Origin of the sequence: Aquaticitalea lipolytica (assembly GCF_014641635.1) — a bacterium.
Classification (GTDB): Bacteria; Bacteroidota; Bacteroidia; order Flavobacteriales; family Flavobacteriaceae; genus Aquaticitalea; species Aquaticitalea lipolytica.
Map to the genome: position 1 here is coordinate 99,883 of NZ_BMIC01000004.1, position 25,032 is coordinate 124,914.

A 25,032-nucleotide genomic window follows, 5' to 3' on the forward strand; every position below is an offset into this window, starting at 1 on the left:
CATAGAACCTAACATTATATTAGCAAATGATTCTATAGTAATCTTTAATGATAAAAAATATAAATGTTAACTAAAGAGTAAACGCTTTAAGATACTTGTTTAATAAAAAAGATTAAGCTGAAAAGAGCACACGAGACATTTTAGTTTTTAATAAAAATAATTCTCTTAAGATAAATTGAATCTCTTTGTTTGTATATAATTCTTCATTAAAATTTCCAAGTTTGTCTGTAACAACTTTGGCTTTACAAGTAGAACAAATTAACTCTGTATATGAATGTGTTTTTGATTTTGAACGATACAGGTTGTGTCCAAAAATAGAGCAAGTAAGCTCGTTGGTTGAGTTAGATTTCATGGCTATTATAGATTTAGGGGATTCAAACATAATTAATTTGTTTAAAAATCATGTTAAAACGCAAATATTTTCGACGAAATACATTTGGCGTTGAATACTTATTATGGCATATTAACTTAATTAGTTTTAAAAAAGTGACTATTTTTGCAGCATGATAGAAGATAAGAATCAACAACGAACATCATTAGAAGCTCTAGGTGAATTTGGCTTGATAGAGCATCTTACCAAGCATTTTAAAATTAAGCAAAAATCTACAGTTAAAGGCATAGGAGATGATGCTGCTGTTTTAGATTTTAAATCAAAAAAAATTGTTGTTACCACAGATTTACTAGTAGAGCAAGTACATTTTGATTTGAGCTACATGCCTTTAAAACATCTAGGTTACAAAGCTATAATGGTAAATTTATCTGATGTATATGCTATGAATGCAAATGCAACTCAGGTAACAGTTTCTATTGCTGTGTCTAATAGGTTTCCTTTAGAAGCGTTGGAAGAGTTATACGCTGGAATGGAATTGGCATCTGAAATTTATGGTGTTGATATTGTTGGTGGTGATACGACCTCATCAACAACAGGTTTAATTATTTCTGTTACTGCGATTGGAGATGTAGATGTAAAAGACATAACTTACAGAAATGGAGCTAAACCAAATGATTTATTGGTGGTCTCTGGAGATTTAGGCGCAGCTTATATGGGTTTGCAAGTTTTAGAGAGAGAAAAAGAAGTGTTTAAAGTTAACCCAAACAACCAGCCAGATTTAGATTTATATACTTACATTATTGAGCGCCAATTAAAGCCTGAAGCCCGAAAAGATATTGTAAAACTATTAAAGGATTTGAAGGTAAAACCTACATCGATGATTGATATTAGTGACGGCCTGTCATCAGAAATTATACATTTATGCAAACAAAGTGAAGTAGGTGTTGAGCTGTATGAAAATAAAATTCCTTTAGACCCTCAAGTTATTTCTACTTGTGAAGAATTTAATATTGACAGTACTACTATTGCGCTAAATGGTGGAGAAGATTACGAACTTTTAATGACAATTTCTCAAGAAGATTTTCCTAAAATTAAGGCAAATCCTAACTTAACGGTTATTGGTTATATTACTGATAAAAATAAGGGAATGAATCTGGTTACTAGAGCAGAAACTCTAATACCATTGATTGCAAAAGGTTGGAATTCACTTAATGCTTAAACACAAGAAGGTTTTCTTGTTTAGCCATTTTTTTATTGTGAATGTGTCGCAAAACCAAATTAATCTCCTTGTATTTTGGAGTTAATGGCGTTAGCTCGCCTTTACTATTGGTGGTCATTTGTACACTACAATGCTTGCATTTATACTCATTAACATGTAATGTAATTTTTTTAGTGATGACGTATTGATGACCAAATACAGAGCAGTAAATATTTTTCACTTTAGCTATTAAATTAATTATTACTTAGAGGGAAGCTAAATATATGAAAATCAATTTATACACTTTTAGTTTTGCTTAATATATCGACGAACTGAGCGTTTTTGTCTTTAAACGTGACATTCTTCTAACATAAATGTCTTCTAGAATAGTATTAATCTCTCTGTATTTAGGAGTTAACTCAATTAGATTGCCATTACTATTAGTTGTTAATTGTCTTTTACAGCATTTACAAGTGTACTCTTTTACATGTGAAGTTACTGATTTTGAAACTTTATATTGATGTCCAAAAACATTGCAATATAATTTGTTTGAGGCTGTGTTGGTAAAGTTTTTTTTCATGGTCGATTGGGTTAAGAGCCTCTAAACTAATAAAATAAATAAAATAAAACGTTTAACAGTGTTATTTTTCGATGAATTGATTTATATTGTAAGATAAATCTTTCGTGTTTTCTATATGACTCATATGTCCATCTGGAAACTCAACAACTTTAACATCTGTTCCTGTTGTCTGTTTTATTAGTGTATTGTATTCTAATACAGGGTCTTTACTCCCAATAATCATCATTTTTTTTAAGCTTCTATTCTGAAGTATTAATTCTCTGTTTTTTCTAATTTTCATTCCTTCCAAAGCAGCAATTATCCCTTGTAATGGCATCTGTAATGCTTCTTCTTTAATTAGTTTAATCTCATCCTTAAATACCAATCTGTTTTTTGGTCTAAATAAATTAGCAATAGACATGCTAATAAATGTTTTATGATTACTCTTAACCGATAAAATTGCCCTATCTCTATTAAGTTGCTTTTCTTTACTATCTGCAATTGCAGTTGAATTCATTAAACATAATTTATTAACCTTATCTGGATAAAGTTCAATAAAAGCCAACGCTACATAACCTCCCATTGAATGGCCTATAAACACAGATTTATCAATCTTTAAAAAACTTAAAACTTTATTAACAGCTTCAGCCATCATTTCCATTGTATGTATATAACCCAAACAACCTGTTTGCCCATGACCTAATAAATCTACGGTAATAACCCTATTCTTTTCAACTAAATCAGGAATTAAATACTGCCACATAGAACTGTTCTCAAGAAAACCATGCAACAAAACAATAGCCTCTCCTTTACCTTCATCTGTGTAAAAAATATTAATCCCTTTATGCTCTAAAATCATATTTAAACTATATTAGGCAAATATATTATCTTACTGTTAGAAATTTGATAAACTTAATATGAATAATACAAAAGAAACATTTGTTTTTGGCTTTGCTTTATTTGCAGGCTTTTTTGGTGCTGGTAATTTAATTTTACCTCCTTTATTAGGTTTTAATTCAGGTCCTGACTGGTGGTTAGTAACTTTAGGTTTTGTTATTTCTGCTACAATTATACCTTTAATATCTCTTTTTGCTCATGCTCGCTTACAAGGAACAATGTTGGCTTTTGGAAATAAAGTGTCGCCTCTGTTTAGTTTATTTTTTGTTCTGTGTGTGTTTCCAATAGTAATAGCTTTACCATGTCCTAGAACCGCAGCAGTAACACACGAAATGGTTATTCATCCATTTTTTGGAACCAGCGCAATTTTAACTAGTAGTATCTTTTTTGCTTTAGCATTTATTTTTGTTATAAACAGAAATAATGCGCTTAACATATTAGGAAAATATTTAACACCAATAATTGTTGCAATATTGATATTAATTATTGTGTTAGGTATAATATCACCTGTCCCTGAAATGAATCCATCCATTTATAGCACACCTATTGTTGAAGGTTTACTTGAAGGCTATCAAACCTATGATGCTATAGCTGGTATGCTTATGGGAGGCATGGTCATAATCTCAATAAACAACTCAAAAGTAAATATGTCATTTGAGGACAAAAAGAAGATGATTGCTAAATCTGGCTTTATAGCTATGTGTGGGTTGTTTATTGTTTATGCAGGTTTAATAGCTTTAGGAGCGTTATATAATTCAGAGTTTGATAGTGGTATTTCAAGAACAAACCTTCTTTTAGGTTTAGCATCAAAAACACTGGGTAATTATGGTGCTATTAGTTTAGGAATTCTTGTTTCGTTAGCATGCTTCACTACTGCTGTGGCTATAATTGTAAGTACTGCTGATTTTTTTAAAGAACTATTTAAAGGGTCTGAAAAAGCTTATCTTTTAACAACTATAATATGTTGTGTTGTAGGAATAATTGTTGGAAGTTATAATGTTGGTTTTATTATTGATATCGCACTACCTGCTTTAATGTTTATCTATCCAATTTCTATCGTTTTGATAATTTTGAATGTAGTTCCAGAACGATTTGGGACAACTTTAGTATTTAAATCTGTTGTACTTGTAACTTTTATATTTAGTATTCCAGACTTTTTAAAATTCATTATTCCTATTGAAAATATTCAAGGCATTATTAATATAATACCATTAGCTAAACATAGTTTAGGCTGGGTTTTACCTGCTATAGTTACTTTTATTTTAGTGAATTTATTAGAGCATAAAGAAGCCTGAAATTAATTCAGGCTCTATTATTTTTATATCTATTAAGAAATTAAGAATTCATTATATCTTCAATTTCATCAGCTTCAATAGGAATGTTGCGCATTAAATTAAAAGGTTCTCCTTTCTTTTGTATTACAACATCATCTTCCAAACGAATACCAAATCCTTCTGCAGGAATATAAATTCCAGGCTCAACAGTAAATACCATATTTGCTTGCATTGGCTCTGTTAAAATTCCATAATCATGAGTATCTAATCCCATGTGGTGTGACGTACCATGCATGAAGTACTTTTTGTATGCTGGCCAATCAGGATTTTCGTTTTTCACATCAGCTTTGTCTAGCAGTTTTAAACCTAGCAATTCTGAAGTCATTAATTTACCAACCTCGACATGGTATTCCGCCCAATCAGTTCCTGGAATTAGTAGTTTTGTCGCTTCGTTCTTAACTCTATTAACTGCATTATAAACTTCTTTTTGACGCTTTGTAAATTTACCAGACACTGGAATAGTTCGAGACATATCGCTAGAATAATTTGCATACTCTGCACCGACATCAAGAAGTATCAAATCGCCTTTTTTACACTGCTGATTGTTTTCAATATAATGCAATACATTTGCATTATTTCCTGAAGCAATAATTGGTGTATAAGCAAACTTTTTAGAGCGGTTTCTCAAAAACTCATACATGAATTCGGCCTCAATTTCATATTCCCAAACACCTGGCTTAACAAAACCTAAAACGCGTCTAAATCCTTTTTCGGTGATATTGCAGGCTTGTTGTAATAAATCAATCTCAACCTTATCTTTTACCGAACGTAAGCGTTGTAAAATAGGATTGCTTTTAGCAACAGAATGAGCTGGATACTTGTCTTTTAACCATTTAGTAAACCGATCTTCTCTAGTTTCAGTTTCAACAGATGCTCTATAATGTTCATTTGTATTGATATAAACTGTATCACATTGTGTCATAAGTTCAAACATCACTTTTTCCATGTCTTGTAGCCAATACACTGTTTTAATACCAGATGTTTTAAAAGCAGCATCTTTAGTCAGTTTTTCCCCTTCCCAAACAGCAATATGTTCATTTGTTTCTTTTAAAAACAAAATTTCGCGATGCTTTTCTTTTGGGCAATCTGGAAATAAAACCAATATACTTTCTTCTTGGTCAACACCACTTAAATAAAAAATATCACGATGCTGCTCAAAAGGCATAGTACTATCTGCGCTTATTGGATAGATATCATTCGAATTAAAAACCGCTAAACTACTAGGCTTCATTTTGGCTGTAAAATTTTTGCGATTCTTTATAAAAAGTTTATTGTCAATTGGTAAATATTTCATACTGTTTATTATTATTTTATTATAGAAATAGTTATTTAAACAAAGTGTTTGTCGTTAAATTGTTATATTTATCGACGAAATACAATATTTAAATTCAAAATCATAACCTATGAAAAAAATTACTTTAAAGAGTCTTTTAATCCCTTTTTTCGCTTTATTCTTTTATACATCTATTGCTCAAGAATTGATGTATGAAGTTTCTTTAAGCCAACAAGTACAATCTTCAACACAAATTATTGAAGGTAAAGTTATTTCAAAAAAATCATTTTGGGATAACAATCGTTCAAATATTTATACCATAAACACAGTAGAGGTTTTTAAAGTATTTAAAGGGCAAGCTCTTTCAACAATTGAAATTGTTACTAGAGGAGGCGCTGTAGGTCTTGAAGCAGAAATTGTATCACCAAGTTTACAACTAGAAATAAATGATATAGGAATATTTACATTAGAAAATAATAATAATAATTTACCAAATAATTCTAATGCGAGATTTAAGCCTTATAGTGAAGCTCAAGGTTTTTATAAATATAACACTTACACTAATGTAGCTGTAAACCCTTTTAAGATTAAAAATGGTATTGCTCATTTTTATAATGAAATTGAAACATTAACCAACAGAAGCTATACTACTGTTAATACTTTTGATATTGAACAAATTATTACAACTTCAAATACCAATAGAAATGTTGCTGCTATAAACAATTTCACGCCAACTAATGCAACTGCAGGAACAAAAACTGTTTTAACAATAAATGGTTCTGGATTTGGAGCAACAAAACAAAATGTAGGTTTTGCAAATGCTAATGATGGTGGATCAACATATACTCTAGCATTAGCTACTCAAATTTTAACTTGGAATGACACTCAAATTACTGTTGAAATCCCATCACAAGCAGGTACAGGGACAATCGCAATTATAAATTCTGCAGCAACAGCTATAATTTTCTCATCAGCTGGAACTCTAAATATAAATTATTCAGAAATTAATGCGGTATCAGATGCTGTTAGTGCTGGAACAAATGTTGCGTATCCTACACAACATATAAATAGAAATGGAAATGGTGGTTATATCTGGCAAATGCATACAGACTTTAATAATAATGCTGCAGCTAATGCATCATTTATGAGAGCTTTTGATACTTGGCGTTGTGAAACTGATATTTATTGGGAGATTGGTGCTGTTACTGCTATAGATGTAGTTGCAAATGATGATGTAAATATAATTCGTTTTGATAATGGAGCTGAGTTATCAGCTGGTGTTTTAGGAGTTTGTACAAGTAGATTTTCTGGTTGCTTTACAAACGGAAACACAAGTATTGATTGGTTTGTTGAAGAGCTTGATATCGTTTTTGATGATACAACAAATTGGCAGTTTGGTCCTGCAAATGCTAATGGAGCACAAATAGATTTTGAAACTGTAGCAGTTCATGAACTTGGTCATGGTCACCAGCTTGGTCATGTTATTGACTCAAACAAAATAATGCACTATGCTATAGGTGGTGGAACTAATAATAGAGTTTTAAATGCTAGTGATATTGCAGCGGGTAATGATGTGCAAAGCAGAAGCACAACTTTGGCTCCTTGTGGTACTACTTCAATGTCAAATTTTGATTGTTCAATTCTATCTGTAGACGATATGACGTTAGAAAATAATATCCTTATTTATCCTAACCCAGCGCAACAAATTCTAAACATAAAAAATAACACCTACGCAATTATTGATTCTGCAACAATATATGATGTAAGAGGTAGATTAATTTCTACTACGCAAATAAATGACTCAAGAGTAACTAAATCAATTAATGTTAGCAATTTACAATCAGGATTGTATTTTGTTAAATTAAATATTAATGACACTTCAATAACAAAGAAATTTGTCGTTGAATAAACTTTATTTAGTATATAACAAAAAGGCGTTTAACTAAAGTTAAACGCCTTTTTTAATTCAAAAAAAAGAGATAATATTATTTTTTACCCATTGCATTTTTTACAGCTCCAATAACTGCCATTAAAACACCACCTCCAACACCACCTCCAGCAACACTTCCTAGTATGCTAGTTAAATCCATACTAGTAGATGCTTCAGCAGCTTCAGCGCCACCAACACCTAACATTCCTAAAATTTGTCCACCTAATCCTCCACCAAGAATCCCTACAATAGAATTCAAAACAGTTCCCATAGATAGATTTTTCATAAATGAGCCAGCAATGTTTCCACCAACTGCTCCACTCACAAGTTGGATAATTAACGGTAAATACTCTTCCATTTTATTAGTTTTTAATTGGTTATACAAAACTAAAATAGTTAAATAATTTAATTTTTATTAAAAATATATGATTTAAATTGCATTTTAAGCAATTTTTTAGCTAAAACATTAATTGGAATTATTAAGGTTATTGTTAAACTTTAAAATCAAATTTTGTTAGTGTTGTCTTTATCATTAATTTTCAAACTATAAAACACCAACCTTTATGAAAATTTCAAAATTCTTTGTTTTAGCATTAAGTATTACTTCTTTTACATGCTATAGTCAAAACCCGTCTACATCTTCATCAACTGTTGAAAATGCTCTTCAACAAAAAGAAGCATTAATGCAAAATTCGCTAGTAAAAAACATAGCTTTCAGCAATATTGGTCCAACAGTAATGAGTGGTCGTGTAACAGATTTAGCAGTAAATCCTGAAAACCCAACCGAATTTTATGTAGCTTACGCTTCAGGTGGTTTATGGCACACCATAAATAACGGAACAACATTTACACCAATTCTCGATAATTCTAACACACAAAATGTTGGCGATATTGCTGTAGATTGGAAAAACAAAACTATTTGGGTTGGTACAGGTGAAAACAATTCATCGCGTTCAAGTTATGCTGGAATTGGGATCCTAAAATCTACTGATAACGGGAAGACTTGGCAGAATGTTGGCTTGAAAGATTCACACCATATTGGTCGTATTCTAATCAATCCTAACAATCCTAACGAAGTAACAGTTGGAGTAACTGGCCATTTATATTCTGCTAATAAAGAGCGAGGCATTTATAAAACTACTGATGGAGGAAAAACATGGAGTCAAACACTGTTTGTTGATGATATGAGTGGAATTATTGACCTTCAACATGCTCCTAATAATTATAATATAATGTTTGCTTCGTCTTGGACAAAAGACAGAAAAGCTTGGAATTTTGATGGAAATGGCAACAATTCTGCTATTTACAAAAGTACTGATGCTGGACAAACATGGACTAAAGTGTCTACCGAAAAAAGTGGTTTCCCAATAGGGAATGGCGTTGGTAGAATTGGACTTGCAATTTTTGATGACAACACTGTTTATGCAATTCACGATAGTCAATTCAGAAGGCCTGACGAACCAAAAAAGAAAGATTCTGATGCTCTAACAAAAGACGACTTTAAAACTATGTCTGTAGATGCGTTTTTAAATTTAGATGATAAAAAGCTAAATGGATATTTAAAAATGAATGGTTTTCAAGAAAAATATCGTGCAGATAATGTTAAGCAAATGGTAAGAAGCGGCAATGTAAAACCTATTGACCTTGCTAAATATCTTGAAGATGCAAATTCATTATTATTTGACACTCCTGTTGTTGGTGCTGAAATTTATAAAAGTACCGATGGAGGAAAAACTTGGTCTAAAACTCACAAGGATTATCTAGACGATTTGTATTATAGCTATGGTTATTATTTTGGCCATATTTATGTAGCACCTAATAATCAAGACAATATTTATGTGTATGGAGTTCCTATTTTAAAATCAAAAGATGGAGGAAAAACATTTACTTCAATTGATGCAGAAAATGTCCATGCCGATCATCATGCCCTTTGGATTAATCCTAAAAACCCAAATCATTTAATTAATGGAAATGATGGTGGTGTCAACATTACTTATGATGATGGTGAAAACTGGATAAAAAACAACTCGCCATCTGTTGGTCAATTTTATGCTATAAATGTTGATAACGAAAAACCTTACAATGTTTATGGAGGCCTTCAAGATAATGGCGTTTGGGTTGGTGCTAATAACGCAAGACAAGATGTAAGATGGCACGCAAGTGGTCAATACCCTTGGGAAAGTATTATGGGTGGCGATGGTATGCAAATACAAATTGATAGTAGAAACTCTAATATTGTTTACACAGGTTTTCAGTTTGGTAATTACTTCAGAATTAATAGAGAAAAAGATGAGCAAACTTACATACAACCCAAACACGAATTAGGCGAAAACCCTTATCGTTTTAACTGGCAAACACCTATATTATTATCACCTCACAATCAAGATATCTTGTATTTAGGAGGTAATAAACTAATGCGCTCTATGAATCAAGGTACCGATTTTACAGCTATAAGTGATGACCTTACTAATGGCGGAAAAAAAGGAAATGTTGCGTACGGAACACTAACATCTATTAGCGAATCACCTTTTCAGTTTGGATTAATTTATACAGGAAGTGATGATGGTTTAGTATATGTGACTAAAAATGCTGGAGGAAGCTGGACAAATATATCCTCAGCATTACCTAAAGACCTTTGGGTTAGCAGAGTCATTGCTTCACAACACAAAAAAGAACGAGTTTATGTTGCTCTTAACGGTTATCGTTGGGATGATTTTTCGGTGTACTTATTTGTTAGTGATGACTATGGCCAAACTTGGAAGAGTATTAGCAGTAACATTCCTGCATCACCAGTAAATGTTATTAGAGAAGATTCTAAAAATGAAAATTTATTATTTGTTGGAACAGATAATGGTGCTTATGTCTCATTTGATAGAGGAAACTCCTGGGAAGCATTTAGTAAAGGCTTGCCAAATGTAGCTGTTCATGATATAGTAATTCAAACAAACGCAAACGACTTGCTATTAGGAACTCACGGAAGAAGCATTTACAAAACTAATATAGAAAACCTACAACAAATGAATGCTTCTAAAATGAACCAATCTGTTGTGCTCTTTAATGCTGAAAATATTCGTTATTCTAGTCGTTGGGGAAGCTCGTTTGGAAGTTGGTCAAAACCATTTACGCCTTCTACTTCTATTTCATTTTACACAAATAGTTCAGGTTCTAAAACCATCAAGATTTTATCTGATAAAAATTCTGAATTAAATGAAATTAAAGTTAATGCAGATAAAGGATTTAATAGTGCAGACTACGATTTGTCTATAACTGAAGCTGGAAGAAAAGCTTTGTTAAAAGAAAACTCAAGTGTGGAAATCAATAAAGCAGATAATGGAACATACTACTTGCCAAAAGGCGTTTACACAATTCAAATTGATGACCAAAAAACAAAACTTGAAATCAAATAATATACTTTTTTAAGGCTTTTATAGTTATATAACAAAACTCTAAACTCATGAAAATCCTAAATCTTTTACTCATAGTTTGTGTTGTTACAGTATCATCTTGTGCAAGTGACGCAGATGATACTACACCAGCTGAACCACAATTAATTATCAAGCTAAAATTTGATCCTACTCAAGCCAGGTTGAACAATCTAGGACAACCATCAACTATTCCTGCGGGAAATGCCGCTCAATCACCAACTATAAGACGCATGAGTGCCAACTATATTGAATTTGCTCCTTCTCCAACCACACTATTGGGTCAAGGTGAAATTATTTTTACTGGACCAGAAACCACTTCTGGAGGAAACAATGCTATAAATTTTCAAAGCGCTACGTTTGCGGGTAACGATGAGGTTTTTTTAAGCATTCCCTTAAGTGAAGTTTCTAATGGCAATTACGATTGGGTTCGTGTGTCATTGGCTTATCAAGAAGGTGATATAACTTTTAAAGCTGCAAATGGTAACGACTATTCTGGTACTTTAGCAAGTTTTGTGGGTTACAATACCTATATCACAAGTTTTAACCTTAATGGAAGCTCTTTTAATGTCAATGCTAACCGACTGCAAGGCTTCTGGGCATTTGAAGCATTAGGATTTGCATCACAAGGCCAAGCTCCCGAAGGAGCCACAACCGTTCCTAACCCATTGTTTAATTCATCTCCTATTCCGCAAGGTTCTTGTGTCGTAACAGGGCCGTTTGCAAACGGATTAACAGTAACAGGTAACGAAACTCAAGATGTTGTTGTAACGCTTTCATTTTCAATAAATAACAGTTTTGAATGGACTGAAGTTAATTTTGATGGAAAATACGAGCCAACAGCTGGAGAACAGGTTGTTGATATGGGTCTTCGAGGTTTAATTCCTATTGTTGAAAATTAAATAGCCTTGTCAATTAATTAAAATGATTCTAAATACTCATAATTAAATGTATTTTTTGGCTTTCAAACGTTTGAAGTGTATCTTTGTGTAATATAAAACTAACTTCAAAATAATGAGCGGAATTTTAAATTCGTCAATTGGAAGAAAGTTTGCCATGGCGCTTTCAGCATTCTTCCTAATGTTTTTCTTATTACAACATTTTGCCATTAACGTAACTTCAGTGTTTAGTGCTGATACGTTTAATGAAATTTCCCACTTTATGGGAACAAACCCATTAATTCAATATGTATTGCAACCTGTTTTATTATTTGGTGTAATATTCCATTTTGTTATGGGATTTGTATTAGAACTAAAAAACAAAAAAGCACGCCAAGTTTCTTATGCTAAAAATAATGGAGCTGCAAATTCTTCTTGGATGAGTCGCAACATGATTTATAGCGGATTAGCTATTTTGGCATTTATGGGGCTTCATTTTTATGATTTTTGGTTTCCAGAAATCAATACTAAATTTATTGAAGGTGATATGTCTGGATTATTAGCTGATGGCAGTGGTTACAGGTATTATGAAGAATTACAACATAAGTTTGTTGATATTTGGCGAGTAGCCTTATACTGTATCGCATTCGTCTTTTTAGCATTACACTTATTACATGGTTTCAACTCGGCTTTTCAGTCGGTTGGAGCTAACAATAAATATACAAAAGGGTTGAAAGGCTTTGGAAAAGCTTACGCTATTTTAATTCCGCTAGGGTTTGTAATCATTGCGTTATATCACCATTTCAATCATATTTCTTAAGACTTAATACACTATGGCTTTAGATTCTAAAATACCAAAAGGTCCAATTGCAGACAAATGGACTAATTATAAAAATCACATCGATTTAGTAAATCCTGCCAACAAACGTAACATAGATGTTATCATAGTAGGTACAGGATTAGCAGGTGGTTCTGCAGCAGCAACGTTAGCCGAATTAGGTTATAACGTTAAAGCTTTTTGCTTCCAGGATTCTCCAAGACGTGCGCACTCTATTGCGGCTCAAGGAGGAATTAACGCAGCAAAAAACTACCAAGGCGATGGCGATTCAACTTACAGATTATTTTACGATACTGTAAAAGGTGGTGATTATCGTTCGCGTGAAGCTAACGTATATCGTCTTGCAGAAGTATCAGCAAATATTATTGACCAATGCGTTGCTCAAGGTGTTCCTTTTGCTCGTGAATATGGTGGATTATTAGATAATCGTTCGTTTGGTGGTGTTCTTGTTTCAAGAACATTTTATGCTGCTGGACAAACAGGACAACAATTATTATTAGGAGCTTATTCTGCTATGAACCGTCAAATTGGTCGTGGTAAAATAAAAATGTACAACCGTCACGAAATGTTAGACATTGTTGTAGTAAATGGGAAAGCTCGTGGAATTATAACACGTAACTTAATTACTGGTGAAATCGAACGTCATTCTGCACACGCAGTTGTTCTTGGAACTGGTGGTTATGGTAACGTATTCTTCTTATCAACAAACGCGATGGGAAGTAATGTAACAGCAGCCTGGAAAGCACACAAACGTGGTGCATATTTTGCAAACCCATGTTACACACAAATTCACCCAACATGTATTCCAGTTTCAGGAGATCATCAATCTAAATTAACTTTGATGTCTGAATCTTTGCGTAATGATGGTCGTATTTGGGTGCCTAAAAAAATGGAAGATGTTTTAGCAATCAGAAATAAAACACTAAAACCAAAAGATATCGCTGAAGAAGATAGAGATTACTATTTAGAGCGTCGTTATCCGGCTTTCGGAAATTTAGTACCTCGTGATGTAGCTTCTCGTGCCGCAAAAGAGCGTTGCGATGCTGGTTTTGGAGTAAATGCAACTGGTGAAGCTGTGTTTTTGGATTTTGCTTCTGCTATTCAACGTTACGGAAAAGAACAAGCAATCATTAGACATTTAGATGTAAACGATGCTGCTTTAGTTAAAAAATTAGGGCAAGAAGTTGTTAAAAACAAATATGGAAACTTATTCCAAATGTATGAGAAGATTGTCGATCAAGATCCATACAATACACCAATGATGATTTATCCTGCAGTACACTATACAATGGGTGGTATTTGGGTAGATTACAACTTAATGACAACTGTTCCTGGTTTGTATTGCATTGGTGAAGCTAATTTCTCAGATCATGGTGCAAATCGTCTTGGAGCTTCGGCTTTAATGCAAGGTTTAGCAGATGGTTATTTTGTATTACCTTATACTATTGGTGATTACTTATCTCATGATATTAGAACAGGGAAAATTTCAACAGCAAGTCCAGAATTTGATGAAGCTGAGAAAAATGTAAGAGATCGTATCAATCATTTAATCAACAATAACGGTACACACTCTGTTGACCATTTCCATAAGAAATTAGGAAAAATAATGTGGGATAAAGTAGGAATGTCTCGTAATGCTAAAGGTTTAAAAGAAGCAATTTCAGAAATAAAAGCACTTCGTGAAGAATTTTGGAAAGATGTTAAAGTTCCTGGAACTAATGAAGAATACAATGAAGAACTTGCTAAAGCTGGTCGTGTAGCTGACTTCTTAGAGTTAGGAGAATTGTTTGCTAAAGACGCCTTAATGCGAGAAGAATCTTGTGGAGGACACTTTAGAGAAGAATCTGTTGAATTGGATGGCGAACAAAAAGGTGAAGCAAAACGTGATGACGATAACTTTGCATTTGTTGCAGCCTGGGAATACAAAGGTGAACCAAGTGACGCTGTGTTGCATAAAGAAGAATTAGAATTCGTCGATATAGAATTAAAACAAAGAAGTTATAAATAATTAGGAAAGCTATGAATTTAACGTTAAAAATATGGCGTCAAAAAAACGCAAACGATAAAGGAAAACTTGTTGATTACAAAATCAATGATGTATCTCCAGATATGTCTTTCCTTGAAATGCTAGATGTTTTAAACGAACAGCTAATAAACAAAGGTGAAGACCCTATTGCTTTTGACCATGATTGTCGTGAAGGAATTTGCGGTATGTGTTCATTATATATTAATGGAGAAGCTCATGGACCAGATAGAGGCGTAACAACTTGTCAGTTACATATGCGTATGTTTAAAGATGGTGATACTATATTTATCGAACCATTTAGAGCAACTGCATTTCCTGTTATTAAAGATTTAATTGTTGATAGAAGTTCTTTTGATAGAATTCAACATGCTGGTGGGTTTATTTCTGTAAATACGTCTGGAAATACTATCGATGCAAATGCAATTCCTGTGAATAAGCATGATGCTGACAATGCTTTTGAAGCTGCCACTTGTATTGGTTGTGGAGCTTGTGTGGCAAGTTGTAAAAATTCTTCAGCTATGTTATTTGTAGGAGCAAAAGTATCACAATTTGCTTTATTGCCTCAAGGAAAAGTAGAAGCTACTGATCGTGTATTAAACATGGTTAAACAAATGGATGAAGAAGGTTTTGGTAACTGTACCAATACAGGAGCTTGTGAAGTAGAATGCCCTAAAGGAATTTCTTTAGAAAATATAGCACGTATGAATCGTGAATATTTAAGTGCAAGCTTAAAAGGATAATAAATTCCTATAATAAAATTATAAATCCCAAGTAATCACTTGGGATTTTTTGTTTCTTTATACTTCAATTATAACTAAAATGAATAACCCAACATCATATTATATAAACCAAAAAGAGATACACCAGCAAATCGCAGCCAAACTCTATAAAAAAATGACTGCATTTAGCACATTCCGAATTTTAGTGTTTTTAGCCACTTGTTTGGGAATCTATCTGTTTTATAAGCAATGGCAAGTTGCTTCAGTTATAGGAGTTTTAGGCATTGCTATTTTTGTGCTCTTGCTTACAAAATATACCGACATTAAAGCAAAACGTGAGTTGCATAAAAAGTTAGTCACTATTAATGAAGAGGAGCTTAAGATTGCCTCAGGAGATTTTCATAGCAGACCACAAGGTTTAGAGTATCAAAATCCAACTCATTTTTATAGTTTAGATATCGATTTATTTGGGCGAGGTTCCTTTTTTCAATTCATAAACAGAACTTCAATAAATGAAGGCACAAAAAAATTGGCTGATGAGTTAACAGCAAATAATATTGAAAGCATCAAACTACGCCAAGACGCTATAAAAGAATTAGCTTCTAAACCTGAATGGCGACAATTATATTTAGCAACAGCTAGCTTAATAAAAGTAGAAACCGAAGCCAAAAAAATTATTAATTGGCTTAATGTTTACAAACCTTTTATAACAAAACCAATGCGTTGGTTTCCTTTAGTTTTTAGCTTGATTTCTTTAACATTAATTGTAATGGCTTTTTTAAAACAACTAGACGCATATGCTGCTTTTTTTTGGTTGCTTTTTGGATTAGCTATTGTTGGGTTTTATTTAAAAAGAATAAATATTCTAGCATCAAACACAGACAAATTAAAAGATACTTTTAAACAATACTCCTTCCTTTTAAATCAAATTGAAAACGAATCGTTTGCTTCAGAATTACTAAAACAAAAGCAACAACAAATTCAGTCTGAAAACAAAAAAGCATCAGTAATTTTTGCCGAATTTTCAAAACATCTAGATGCATTAGATAATCGTAACAATTTCATTTCTGCTATTTTTGGAAATGGGTTTATGCTTACCGATATTAAAAACTCATACCATATTGAGCAATGGATATCTAAGCATCATAACAAAGTAAGCGATTGGTTTGAAGTAGTTTCCTTTTTTGATGCCTATAACAGTTTAGGTAACTACGCCTTTAATCATCCACAATATGTCTATCCAAATATTACAAAAGACAAAGCCACAATCAATGCCAAAAAATTAGGGCATCCTTTATTAAAAACTGAAAAACGTATCGATAACGACTTACTTATAGAAAACGAACAATTCTTTATAGTAACTGGTGCAAATATGGCTGGGAAAAGTACTTTTTTAAGAACTGTGTCACTTCATATAGTAATGGCAAATGTTGGCCTCCCTGTTTGTGCGTCATCAAGCGAATACAATCCTGTAAAACTCATTACAAGTATGCGTACAAGCGATTCACTCACTGATGACAGTTCATACTTCTTTTCGGAATTAACACGTTTAAAATTCATAGTAGACGCTATACAAAAAGAGCCCTATTTTATTATACTAGATGAAATACTAAAAGGCACTAACAGCACAGACAAAGCTATTGGCTCACGAAAGTTTGTAGAAAAATTAGTAGCTTCTAAAGCAACTGGCATTATTGCTACGCACGATTTGAGTTTGTGTGAAATCGAAAAAGAACTAGAAGAAGTAAAAAACTACTATTTCGATGCAGAAATCATCAATGACGAACTGCATTTTGACTATACCTTTAAAGCTGGTGTTTGCAAGAATATGAATGCGAGTTTTTTGTTAAAAAAGATGGAGATAGTATAAAGAAAAAACCCTCTCTATTTCCAGAAAGGGTTTTTAATTATTTTAAAGATTGTAATCCTTAAACCGTAAACGGTTCAATTGACACATAAGACTTGTTGTCTTTTTTCTTTTCAAATTTTACAAGACCATCTACTTGCGCGTGCAAAGTATGGTCTTTAGAAGAATATACATTCTCACCTGGATGATGTGTATTTCCTCTTTGTCTTACGATGATATTTCCAGCAATAGCAGCTTGTCCACCAAAAATCTTAACACCTAAGCGTTTCGATTCCGATTCTCTACCGTTTTTAGAACTACCAACTCCTTTTTTATGAGCCATTGTCTTAAGGTTTTATATTGTTAAACTTAATGGATAGAAAATTACTTTTCTACTCCACCATCTAATTTGTCTTGTAATTCTTTTAACTCATCCCACTTACCAGCGGCAGCTAATTTAGCTTGTTTTGGCCAAGTGTCAGTTACTAAATGTGCTAATCTTGGACTAGCATCTGTCAAAATAGTGCTAATTGCCTCTGGCTTCATAGCAGCTAGTTTAGCAAATGTATCAACACCTGCAGCAACTAATGCTTCAGCAGCTTTTGGTCCTGCGCCTTCAATCTTTTTTAAATCGTCTGCTTTTGCAGTTGATTTTTTAGGAGCCGCTTTTTTAGCCTCTACTTTAACTTCTTTTTTTGCTTCTTTTACTGGAGCCGCTTTTTCAGCTTTAGCTGGTTTAGCTTTTTCAGTTTTTGGAGCCTTTGTAGCTCCTGAAGCTACAATACTTTCAATTACGATTTCAGTAAGAGATTGACGGTGTCCGTTTTTAACACGGTAACCTTTACGTCTTTTCTTTTTGAAAACGATAACTTTATCACCTTTAAGGTGACTTAAGACTTTTGCTCCTACTTGAGCTCCGTCTATAGCTGGGGCGCCTACAGTAATATTGTTACCATCACCAATTAGAAGAACATTATCGAAAGATACTTTCTTTCCTTCTTCTGTTGATAAACGGTGAACAAACACTTTTTGGTCTTTTTCAACTTTGAATTGTTGCCCTGCTATCTCTACAATTGCGTACATAGCGTTACGTTTAAATTAGTTTATTTTATTAAAAAATGAGTGCAAATATACACCTAAATTATTAAACTACAAACGTTTTATGGATTTTGAAGATTATTATGACTTTTTTTAAAAATCTGCATGAATGTTAGTGTTAGAATCACTGTTGATGCTAATCCTTCTATAAGAATAATGAAAATTAAAATTCCTGTCCCTTCTTCATAATTAGAAAACCAGTCTGATAAGAGTTTTTTTGAAAATTCTGGGTCTAAATGAAATAGGTAAACAGCCATAAATGCTGTAAACAAAATCGTGGCAACAAACCCAGTAATTAAACCAGTTTTAAAGCCGTCAACATAAGTGAAATCTTTATTCACAGAAAGCTTATAATATTTTATAGCATAGTAAATTCCCGCAGCCATAAAAACTCCGTTTAATAGTCTTAGCCAAGGATTTTGGTGTAAATCAAATAATCTTAAAATTAAGAAATAGGCAATTAAAGATGTAGTGATAAAAAGCCCATATTTTAAAGCAACAGAAAAAGATTTATTCATAATACAAGTTTTTGAAAATCAATTCTGTAATAAATTTCGTGAAAATTTGTGTATTTATATAATATTTAGCAACTAAATTTTAAATGAAAAGGAAAGAAATGGCTTTCAAATTATTATTTTTGTAGAAATACTGTAACAAATTAAGGCCTTTAAAGACCTATATTAAATAATCACTAATTTTTAAAAACAAACTCACAATGAAAAAATGCTTATTTTCTTTAGCTTCTTTGATGTTTGTTGGTTTAATAGCCAATGCTCAAAAAGTTGAATTTGAAGAGTATGATTTAGATAATGGTATGCATGTCATACTACATCAAGATAATACTGCTCCAGTTGTAATCACTTCAGTTATGTACCATGTTGGTGCTAAAGATGAAAATCCTGAAAGAACTGGTTTTGCTCACTTTTTTGAACACCTTTTATTTGAAGGAACACAAAATATAGAACGTGGTAAATGGTTTGATATCGTAAGTTCTAATGGAGGAAGTAACAACGCAAACACTACAGACGACAGAACGTATTATTATGAAGTATTCCCTTCAAACAGTGTAGAACTTGGTCTTTGGATGGAGTCTGAGCGATTAATGCATCCTATCATCAACCAAATAGGTGTTGACACACAAAATGAAGTAGTAAAAGAGGAAAAGCGTTTAAGAGTTGATAATTCTCCTTATGGAAATATTTTAGCTGAAATAAAAAAGAACATCTTTTTTAAACACCCTTACCGTTGGGCAACTATTGGCTCTATGGATCATTTAGATGCTGCAACTCTAGAAGAGTTTCAAGCCTTTAATAAAAAGTTTTATGTGCCTAACAATGCTGTTTTAGTTGTTGCTGGTGATATTAATAAAGCTGAAGTTAAAAAAATGATTAAAGCATATTTTGGGCCTATCCCAAGAGGAGCTGAAGTTACAAGAGATTTGCCTAGAGAAACTCCAATAACTGAAACCATGAAGGCTACAGCTTACGATCCTAATATTCAAATTCCTGCAGTTATAGCTTCATACAGAACACCATCTTATAAAGAAAGAGACTCTTATGTATTAAACATGATTTCTAGTTATTTAAGTGGTGGAAAAAGTTCAGTATTGTACAAAAAACTAGTTGATGAGCAAAAACAAGCTCTTGCTGTACAAGCCGTAAATATTAGTCAGGAAGATTATGGTATCTATGCATTATTTGCTTTACCACTAGGTGATGTGTCTTTAGAAACTTTAATAGCCGAAATGGATGAAGAAGTTGCTAAAATTCAAACAGATTTAATTTCTGAAAAAGATTTTCAAAAACTTCAAAATCAATTTGAAAGTCAATTTGTTAATTCAAATTCTAGTATAGAAGGTATTGCTGGTTCACTGGCAACTTACTATATGTTATATGGTGATGTTAATCTAATAAATAATGAAATTGACATTTACAGAAACATAACAAGAGAAGACATTCAAGCTGTTGCTAAAAAATACTTGAATCCTAATCAACGATTAATTTTAGACTATTTACCAAAAAAAGATGACCAATAATATGAAAACGATATATAATATGAAAACGAACATAGCTGCGTTATTTATGGTGTGTTTTATGGTCTTTGGTGCTCATGCACAAATTGACCGTTCTAAACAACCTGAACCAGGACCTGCTCCAAAAATTGATTTAAAAACTCCTCAAGAGTTTACATTGAAAAATGGCTTAAAAGTTCTTGTTGTTGAAAACCATAAATTACCTCGAGTATCTTTCAGTCTTACTATAGATAATAAACCTGTTTTAGATGGAGATAAAGCTGGTGTTTCTAGTTTACTAGGTGCTATGCTTGGAAATGGTACTACTAACATTTCTAAAGACGACTTTAATAATGAAGTAGATTTTTTAGGTGCTAATGTTTCTTTTGGTGCTACTAGTGGTTTTGCTAGTGGATTATCTAAATATACAAGTAGAATTTTAGAATTAATGGCAGATGCTGGCATTAATCCATTACTTGTAGAAGAAGAATTCAATAAAGAAAAAACAAAGTTAATTGAAAGCTTAAAATCTAATGAGAAAAGTGTTGATGCTATTGCTAGTCGTGTAGGTGGAGCTTTATCTTATGGCACAAACCATCCTTATGGTGAGTTTGTAACTGAAGCTACTGTTAATAATGTAACTTTTGCTGATGTTTTAGCTTACTACGAAAAGTATTTCAACCCTAATAACGCCTATTTAGTTGTTGTTGGAGATGTTGAGTTTAAGTCTATCAAAAAAGAAATTGAAAATCGTTTTAGCAAATGGGAAAAATCTGTTGATGTACAGTCAAATGTTCCTCAAGCTAAAGCAAATGAGCAATACACTCAAATCAATTTTGTTGATATGCCAAATGCTGTTCAGTCTAATATTAATGTTACAAATAACATTGATTTAAAAATGAACGATCCAGATTACCATGCTGTATTAATTGCTAATAAAATTTTAGGTGGTGGATTTAATAGCTACCTAAATATGAATTTACGTGAAGCCCATGGTTATACTTATGGAGCACGTTCTGGAATTGATGCAGATAAATATGTTGGTACTTTTTCTGCAACTACAGCAGTTAGAAACATGGTAACAGATAGCTCTGTTGTTGAATCTTTAAAAGAAATTAACCGCATAAAAACTGAGCCTGTAGATGCAACTGCACTTAAAAATGCTAAAGCTAAATATGTTGGTGACTTTGTATTAGCTTTAGAGCGTCCACAAACTATTGCTCGTTATGCATTAAATATTAAACTAAATAATTTACCTAGCGACTTTTACACTACTTATCTTCAAAAAATAAATGCAGTAACTGCAGAAGATGTTATGCGTGTTGCTAATAAATACTTTAAGTCTGAAAATGCAAGAATTATTATTGTTGGTAAAGGAAGTGAAGTTTTAGAAAACCTTGAAAAAACTGGAATTCCAATTAAGTATTTTGACACTTACGCAAATCCAATAGATAAGCCAGTATTTTCTAAACCTATTCCTAATGGTGTAACAGCACAAACAGTGCTAGATGGTTACTTTACTGCTATAGGCGGAAAGGATAAGGCTAAAACTGTAAAAACAGTGCATAGTGTGGCTGATGTTAAAATTGAAGGTGTTCCAATTCCTTTAAAAGCTGATATGAAAATTATGACTCCTAATAAAGAATCAATGGAAATGTCTGCCGAAGGTATGGGTGTGCTTATGAAACAAAAGTTTGATGGTGCTGCAGGTTATATGGAGCAACAAGGTATGCGTAAAGACTTATCTGAAGAAGAATTAGCCGATAAAAAAGCTGAAAACTCTTTATTCCCAGAATTATATTTTGATGCCTCTGCTGTTAGTTTAGAAAGCATGACTACTATTGATGGTAATGATGTTTATAAACTTAAAGTTGTTGAGGGAGACAAAGAGTCTTTTAGATATTATGATGCTAAAACTGGTCTTTTAACAAGGGTAGAAAGCACAACTGAGGCTGCTGGTCAATCTGTAACTACAACTGTAGATTACGGAAACTATTCTCCAGTAAACGAAATTAAATTTCCTTATAGCCAATCTATAAAAGCTGGCCCTCAAGTAATAAATATGAATATTACAAATGTGAAAGTAAACGAAGGTGTTACAGAAGCAGATTTTAAATAATAATTAGTGATTATTATTTTATTAAAAAACCCGAAGCTTAATCGCTTTGGGTTTTTTTATGCTTTAGGACGATGCGATAAGTAAACACCTATTAGTATTATAATTGATGCAAAGCCTTGTGTTAATGTAAAAGACTCTCCGTCTAAAATTCCCCATCCTAAAGCTACAATAGGCATTAAATATGTTACAGAAGACGCAAACACAGGTGTTGATATATGTATTAATTTGTTAAACATTACTTTCGCCAATGCAGTACCAAAAAATGATAAAATAGTAACATAAACTAACGACATTTTAAAATCTGGTTTATTAAATGTAGTGTCGCTAAAAAACCCAGAACACAATAAAATAATTACTGCAGGAATAATAATAGACACATAATTTCCTACTGCAATAGTAAGAGGCTTTACACTATATAAATGTCTCTTAATAATATTAACATTAGCAGCATACATGATTGTTGAAAAAATAACAAATCCAGCATATAAGTAGTTTTGATTGGGATTTAAGTTTGCCCCTTTTAAAATAAGTATTGCTGTCCCAATAAATCCAATAATTACTCCAAACATTTGTCGCTTAGTAGATGTAATCTTAAAAATGGCAAAACCCATTAAAATGGTATTTAAAGGCACTAATGAGTTTAATATTGAAGCAATAGAACTATCAATTTCTGTTTCTGCAATTGCAAACAAAAAGGCAGGGAAAAAAGAACCCAAAAAGCCAGATAAAATCAACCATTTCCATTGCTGTTTTTCAATAGTTTTAATAGTACTATAGCCTGCAATAAAAAGAAAAGTTCCAGTAAATATTGTTCTAAGAGAACCTAATTGAAAAGGCGTAAGCCCAAGAAGAGACTTTTTTATAAGGATAAACGAACTTCCCCAAATTAATGATAAAATAAAAAGATAAACCCACTTTGCATTAATTCCTTTCATCTAATAATGTTCTAAATCACAAAAATCGTTAATTATTATGCAATAAACATCAATATTTATTAGATTTGTTCGGAAATCAATACTTTAAATCTATGATGACATTTAAAAATATAAGTCTAATTGCTTTTGCAAGTCTACTAATTCTATCTTGTAAAAATGAAACAAGTCCAGAAGTAAAAACTGTTGAAACAGAGGCCTCAACAGAGGTTGCAAAGTTAGACCCAAATGCTAAATATGCTAAAGCTGAATTTGGTATAGAAGGAATGACTTGCGCAATGGGATGTGCAAAAACTATTGAAAAGAAAATTGCAAAGATGGAAGGTGTAAAATCTGCAACTGTAGATTTTGACAGACAATTAGCAATGGTAGAATATGATGAAGCAAAAGTAACACCAACCTCTCTTGAAGAAACAGTTAAAAAAGTTGGAGATACTTATTCGGTAAAAGACATGAAAACTGTTGAAGCTTTTTCTACTGAAAAGCATGAGTGCAGTGCAGATTGTAAAATGGCGAGTTGTACTGAAAAAACAGCTGCTGAAAAGAAAGCTTGTAAAGAAAACTGCAAAAAGGAATGTTGCGTTAAAAAAGAAAAAGCATAATTTAAATGCAAATACAATTAAAAAGCCACTTCTTTTTGAAGTGGCTTTTTTTATCTTAAAGAGAACCCTTTAGCTGCCCACCAAGGATGCATTTCTATTACTAATCTACCAGACTTTACCATTGGATCTGCATTTGCTAAACTATCAGCCATTTGTAATGTAGCCACATTATAAATTGTTATTCCTCTTATGTCGCCATCATCTCCAAAAGGTCCAGAAATATCAGCATAACCTAAATCATACATCTTCCCTAAATGCGCCAAATGTAATACTTGTAAACTATCTGCAACTTCTTTAGATTGTGAACGGTTTGGCCCTGTTTTTAAAAAAGCTATAAAATATTGCTGCATTAGTATTGTGTCTTGTGACTTTTCATCTACATAATCAAAAATTTGAAAGCCTTTTGAGACCAATTCTTCTTTTATTTGCTTAGTTGATTTTTCAATTTTTTCTTCAATTATTCTTGTCTCTTTTTTAAGTTCTTTTGCTTCTTGTTTACATGAAAACAATAACAATGATCCTAGGACTAATACAATAGTTCTTTTCATAATTACCATGTTTTATAAGGTTGTTTGCTTAATTGCGAATTGTAATATTTTTCATTTCCAGTAACTTCTTCACCTAACCATAAAGGTTTTTTAAAAATTTCTGAAATGTGGTTTAATTCTATTTCAGCAATAATTAAACCTTCATTATCTCCAAAAAATTCATCTACTTCATAGGTGTGATTATCAGCTTTTATTTCGTGTCTAACTTTATCAATAACCCCTTTTTCACATAACTTTAAAAGCAATTTGGCATCAGTTTCAGGTATTTCAGTTTCCCACTCAAAACGAGATAACCCATCATCAGATGATAGTCCTTTAACTGTTAAAAAACCTCTATCTCCCTTAAGCCTAACTCTTACTGTTCGTTCTTTATCAGTATTTAAAAACCCTTGTATTATACGTGTTTTCTTAAAGGCTTGTTCTTTAAAATTGTTTGAAGTAACTAAAAATTTACGTTCTATTTCTATCATG

At 32.3% G+C, this 25,032-nt stretch carries 24 protein-coding genes; 12 read left to right on the forward strand and 12 right to left on the reverse strand.

Annotated features, from left to right (window positions below; translation table 11 throughout):
• Positions 1–112 precede the first annotated feature (112 nt).
• Positions 113–352, reverse strand: coding sequence for a hypothetical protein (locus IEW41_RS10725; RefSeq protein WP_188606362.1), 240 nt, complete (start codon positions 350–352; stop codon positions 113–115).
• Positions 353–503: 151 nt separating this feature from the next.
• Here IEW41_RS10725 and thiL point away from each other — a divergent pair, with 151 nt between their 5' ends.
• Entirely contained in the window at positions 504–1,550 is a 1,047-nt protein-coding gene (gene thiL / locus IEW41_RS10730) for a thiamine-phosphate kinase (RefSeq protein ID WP_188606363.1), read from the forward strand.
• On the opposite strand, the gene IEW41_RS10735 is transcribed toward thiL, so the two are convergent.
• The 3 genes from IEW41_RS10735 to IEW41_RS10745 form a co-directional block, all read right to left on the reverse strand.
• On the reverse strand, positions 1,540–1,770 hold the full coding sequence (locus tag IEW41_RS10735) for a DUF1660 family phage protein (RefSeq protein WP_229660215.1): 231 nt from the start codon (positions 1,768–1,770) through the stop codon (positions 1,540–1,542). The genes thiL and IEW41_RS10735 overlap by 11 nt on opposite strands.
• A gap of 75 nt (positions 1,771–1,845) precedes the next feature.
• Positions 1,846–2,109, reverse strand: a complete 264-nt coding sequence (locus IEW41_RS10740; protein WP_188606364.1) for a DUF1660 family phage protein — start codon at positions 2,107–2,109, stop codon at positions 1,846–1,848.
• A gap of 61 nt (positions 2,110–2,170) precedes the next feature.
• The gene (locus IEW41_RS10745) at positions 2,171–2,947 is read right to left on the reverse strand and encodes an alpha/beta fold hydrolase (RefSeq protein WP_188606365.1); all 777 of its coding nucleotides are present in this window, start codon (positions 2,945–2,947) and stop codon (positions 2,171–2,173) included.
• Positions 2,948–3,005: 58 nt separating this feature from the next.
• On the opposite strand from IEW41_RS10745, the gene brnQ reads away from it, so the two are divergent.
• Positions 3,006–4,280 carry a branched-chain amino acid transport system II carrier protein gene (gene brnQ, locus IEW41_RS10750; protein WP_188606366.1) on the forward strand — a complete coding sequence of 425 codons (1,275 nt, stop codon included), beginning with the start codon at positions 3,006–3,008 and terminating at the stop codon, positions 4,278–4,280.
• Positions 4,281–4,320: 40 nt separating this feature from the next.
• Here the strand turns inward: brnQ and IEW41_RS10755 are convergent, their stop codons facing one another.
• On the reverse strand, positions 4,321–5,613 hold the full coding sequence (locus IEW41_RS10755; protein WP_188606367.1) for an aminopeptidase P family protein: 1,293 nt from the start codon (positions 5,611–5,613) through the stop codon (positions 4,321–4,323).
• Between the two features lie 109 nt (positions 5,614–5,722).
• Between IEW41_RS10755 and IEW41_RS10760 the strand changes: the two genes are divergently transcribed.
• Positions 5,723–7,501: a T9SS type A sorting domain-containing protein gene (locus tag IEW41_RS10760; protein WP_188606368.1), complete on the forward strand. Its 1,779-nt coding sequence runs from the start codon at positions 5,723–5,725 to the stop codon at positions 7,499–7,501.
• Positions 7,502–7,577: 76 nt separating this feature from the next.
• On the opposite strand, the gene IEW41_RS10765 is transcribed toward IEW41_RS10760, so the two are convergent.
• Positions 7,578–7,880, reverse strand: coding sequence for a hypothetical protein (locus IEW41_RS10765; protein WP_188606369.1), 303 nt, complete (start codon positions 7,878–7,880; stop codon positions 7,578–7,580).
• A gap of 205 nt (positions 7,881–8,085) precedes the next feature.
• Here IEW41_RS10765 and IEW41_RS10770 point away from each other — a divergent pair, with 205 nt between their 5' ends.
• The 6 genes from IEW41_RS10770 to IEW41_RS10795 all read left to right on the forward strand — a co-directional run bounded on the left by IEW41_RS10770 (position 8,086) and on the right by IEW41_RS10795 (position 17,275).
• Positions 8,086–10,929, forward strand: coding sequence for a WD40/YVTN/BNR-like repeat-containing protein (locus IEW41_RS10770; RefSeq protein WP_188606370.1), 2,844 nt, complete (start codon positions 8,086–8,088; stop codon positions 10,927–10,929).
• 47 nt (positions 10,930–10,976) lie between these two features.
• Positions 10,977–11,846, forward strand: a complete 870-nt coding sequence (locus tag IEW41_RS10775; protein ID WP_188606371.1) for a hypothetical protein — start codon at positions 10,977–10,979, stop codon at positions 11,844–11,846.
• 112 nt (positions 11,847–11,958) lie between these two features.
• The gene (locus IEW41_RS10780; protein WP_188606372.1) at positions 11,959–12,642 is read left to right on the forward strand and encodes a succinate dehydrogenase cytochrome b subunit; all 684 of its coding nucleotides are present in this window, start codon (positions 11,959–11,961) and stop codon (positions 12,640–12,642) included.
• 13 nt (positions 12,643–12,655) lie between these two features.
• Positions 12,656–14,668, forward strand: coding sequence for a fumarate reductase/succinate dehydrogenase flavoprotein subunit (locus tag IEW41_RS10785; protein WP_188606373.1), 2,013 nt, complete (start codon positions 12,656–12,658; stop codon positions 14,666–14,668).
• A gap of 11 nt (positions 14,669–14,679) precedes the next feature.
• Entirely contained in the window at positions 14,680–15,426 is a 747-nt protein-coding gene (locus IEW41_RS10790; RefSeq protein ID WP_188606374.1) for a succinate dehydrogenase/fumarate reductase iron-sulfur subunit, read from the forward strand.
• Between the two features lie 79 nt (positions 15,427–15,505).
• Positions 15,506–17,275, forward strand: coding sequence for a MutS-related protein (locus IEW41_RS10795; protein WP_188606375.1), 1,770 nt, complete (start codon positions 15,506–15,508; stop codon positions 17,273–17,275).
• A gap of 58 nt (positions 17,276–17,333) precedes the next feature.
• On the opposite strand, the gene rpmA is transcribed toward IEW41_RS10795, so the two are convergent.
• The 3 genes from rpmA to IEW41_RS10810 all read right to left on the reverse strand — a co-directional run bounded on the left by rpmA (position 17,334) and on the right by IEW41_RS10810 (position 18,867).
• Entirely contained in the window at positions 17,334–17,594 is a 261-nt protein-coding gene (gene rpmA, locus IEW41_RS10800) for a 50S ribosomal protein L27 (RefSeq protein WP_188606376.1), read from the reverse strand.
• Between the two features lie 41 nt (positions 17,595–17,635).
• The gene (gene rplU / locus IEW41_RS10805) at positions 17,636–18,334 is read right to left on the reverse strand and encodes a 50S ribosomal protein L21 (RefSeq protein ID WP_188606377.1); all 699 of its coding nucleotides are present in this window, start codon (positions 18,332–18,334) and stop codon (positions 17,636–17,638) included.
• Between the two features lie 77 nt (positions 18,335–18,411).
• Positions 18,412–18,867 (reverse strand): DUF4199 domain-containing protein, encoded by a 456-nt coding sequence (locus IEW41_RS10810; protein WP_188606378.1) that lies wholly within the window; start codon positions 18,865–18,867, stop codon positions 18,412–18,414.
• Between the two features lie 197 nt (positions 18,868–19,064).
• Here IEW41_RS10810 and IEW41_RS10815 point away from each other — a divergent pair, with 197 nt between their 5' ends.
• Positions 19,065–20,384, forward strand: a complete 1,320-nt coding sequence (locus IEW41_RS10815) for a M16 family metallopeptidase (protein WP_188606379.1) — start codon at positions 19,065–19,067, stop codon at positions 20,382–20,384.
• A 19-nt stretch (positions 20,385–20,403) separates the two neighbouring features.
• Positions 20,404–22,479: a M16 family metallopeptidase gene (locus IEW41_RS10820; protein WP_188606380.1), complete on the forward strand. Its 2,076-nt coding sequence runs from the start codon at positions 20,404–20,406 to the stop codon at positions 22,477–22,479.
• A 56-nt stretch (positions 22,480–22,535) separates the two neighbouring features.
• Here the strand turns inward: IEW41_RS10820 and IEW41_RS10825 are convergent, their stop codons facing one another.
• Entirely contained in the window at positions 22,536–23,414 is an 879-nt protein-coding gene (locus tag IEW41_RS10825; RefSeq protein ID WP_188606381.1) for a DMT family transporter, read from the reverse strand.
• Between the two features lie 92 nt (positions 23,415–23,506).
• Here IEW41_RS10825 and IEW41_RS10830 point away from each other — a divergent pair, with 92 nt between their 5' ends.
• Complete coding sequence (locus IEW41_RS10830) at positions 23,507–24,013, forward strand: heavy-metal-associated domain-containing protein (RefSeq protein WP_188606382.1); 507 nt, start codon at positions 23,507–23,509, stop codon at positions 24,011–24,013.
• A 50-nt stretch (positions 24,014–24,063) separates the two neighbouring features.
• Here the strand turns inward: IEW41_RS10830 and IEW41_RS10835 are convergent, their stop codons facing one another.
• Together IEW41_RS10835 and IEW41_RS10840 are read right to left on the reverse strand one after the other, a co-directional pair.
• Positions 24,064–24,561 carry a YciI family protein gene (locus IEW41_RS10835; RefSeq protein ID WP_188606383.1) on the reverse strand — a complete coding sequence of 166 codons (498 nt, stop codon included), beginning with the start codon at positions 24,559–24,561 and terminating at the stop codon, positions 24,064–24,066.
• Positions 24,562–24,563: 2 nt separating this feature from the next.
• A complete protein-coding gene (locus tag IEW41_RS10840) occupies positions 24,564–25,031 on the reverse strand; it encodes a CYTH domain-containing protein (RefSeq protein WP_188606384.1) in 468 nt (155 codons plus the stop codon).
• Between the last annotated feature and the right edge of the window lies 1 nt (position 25,032).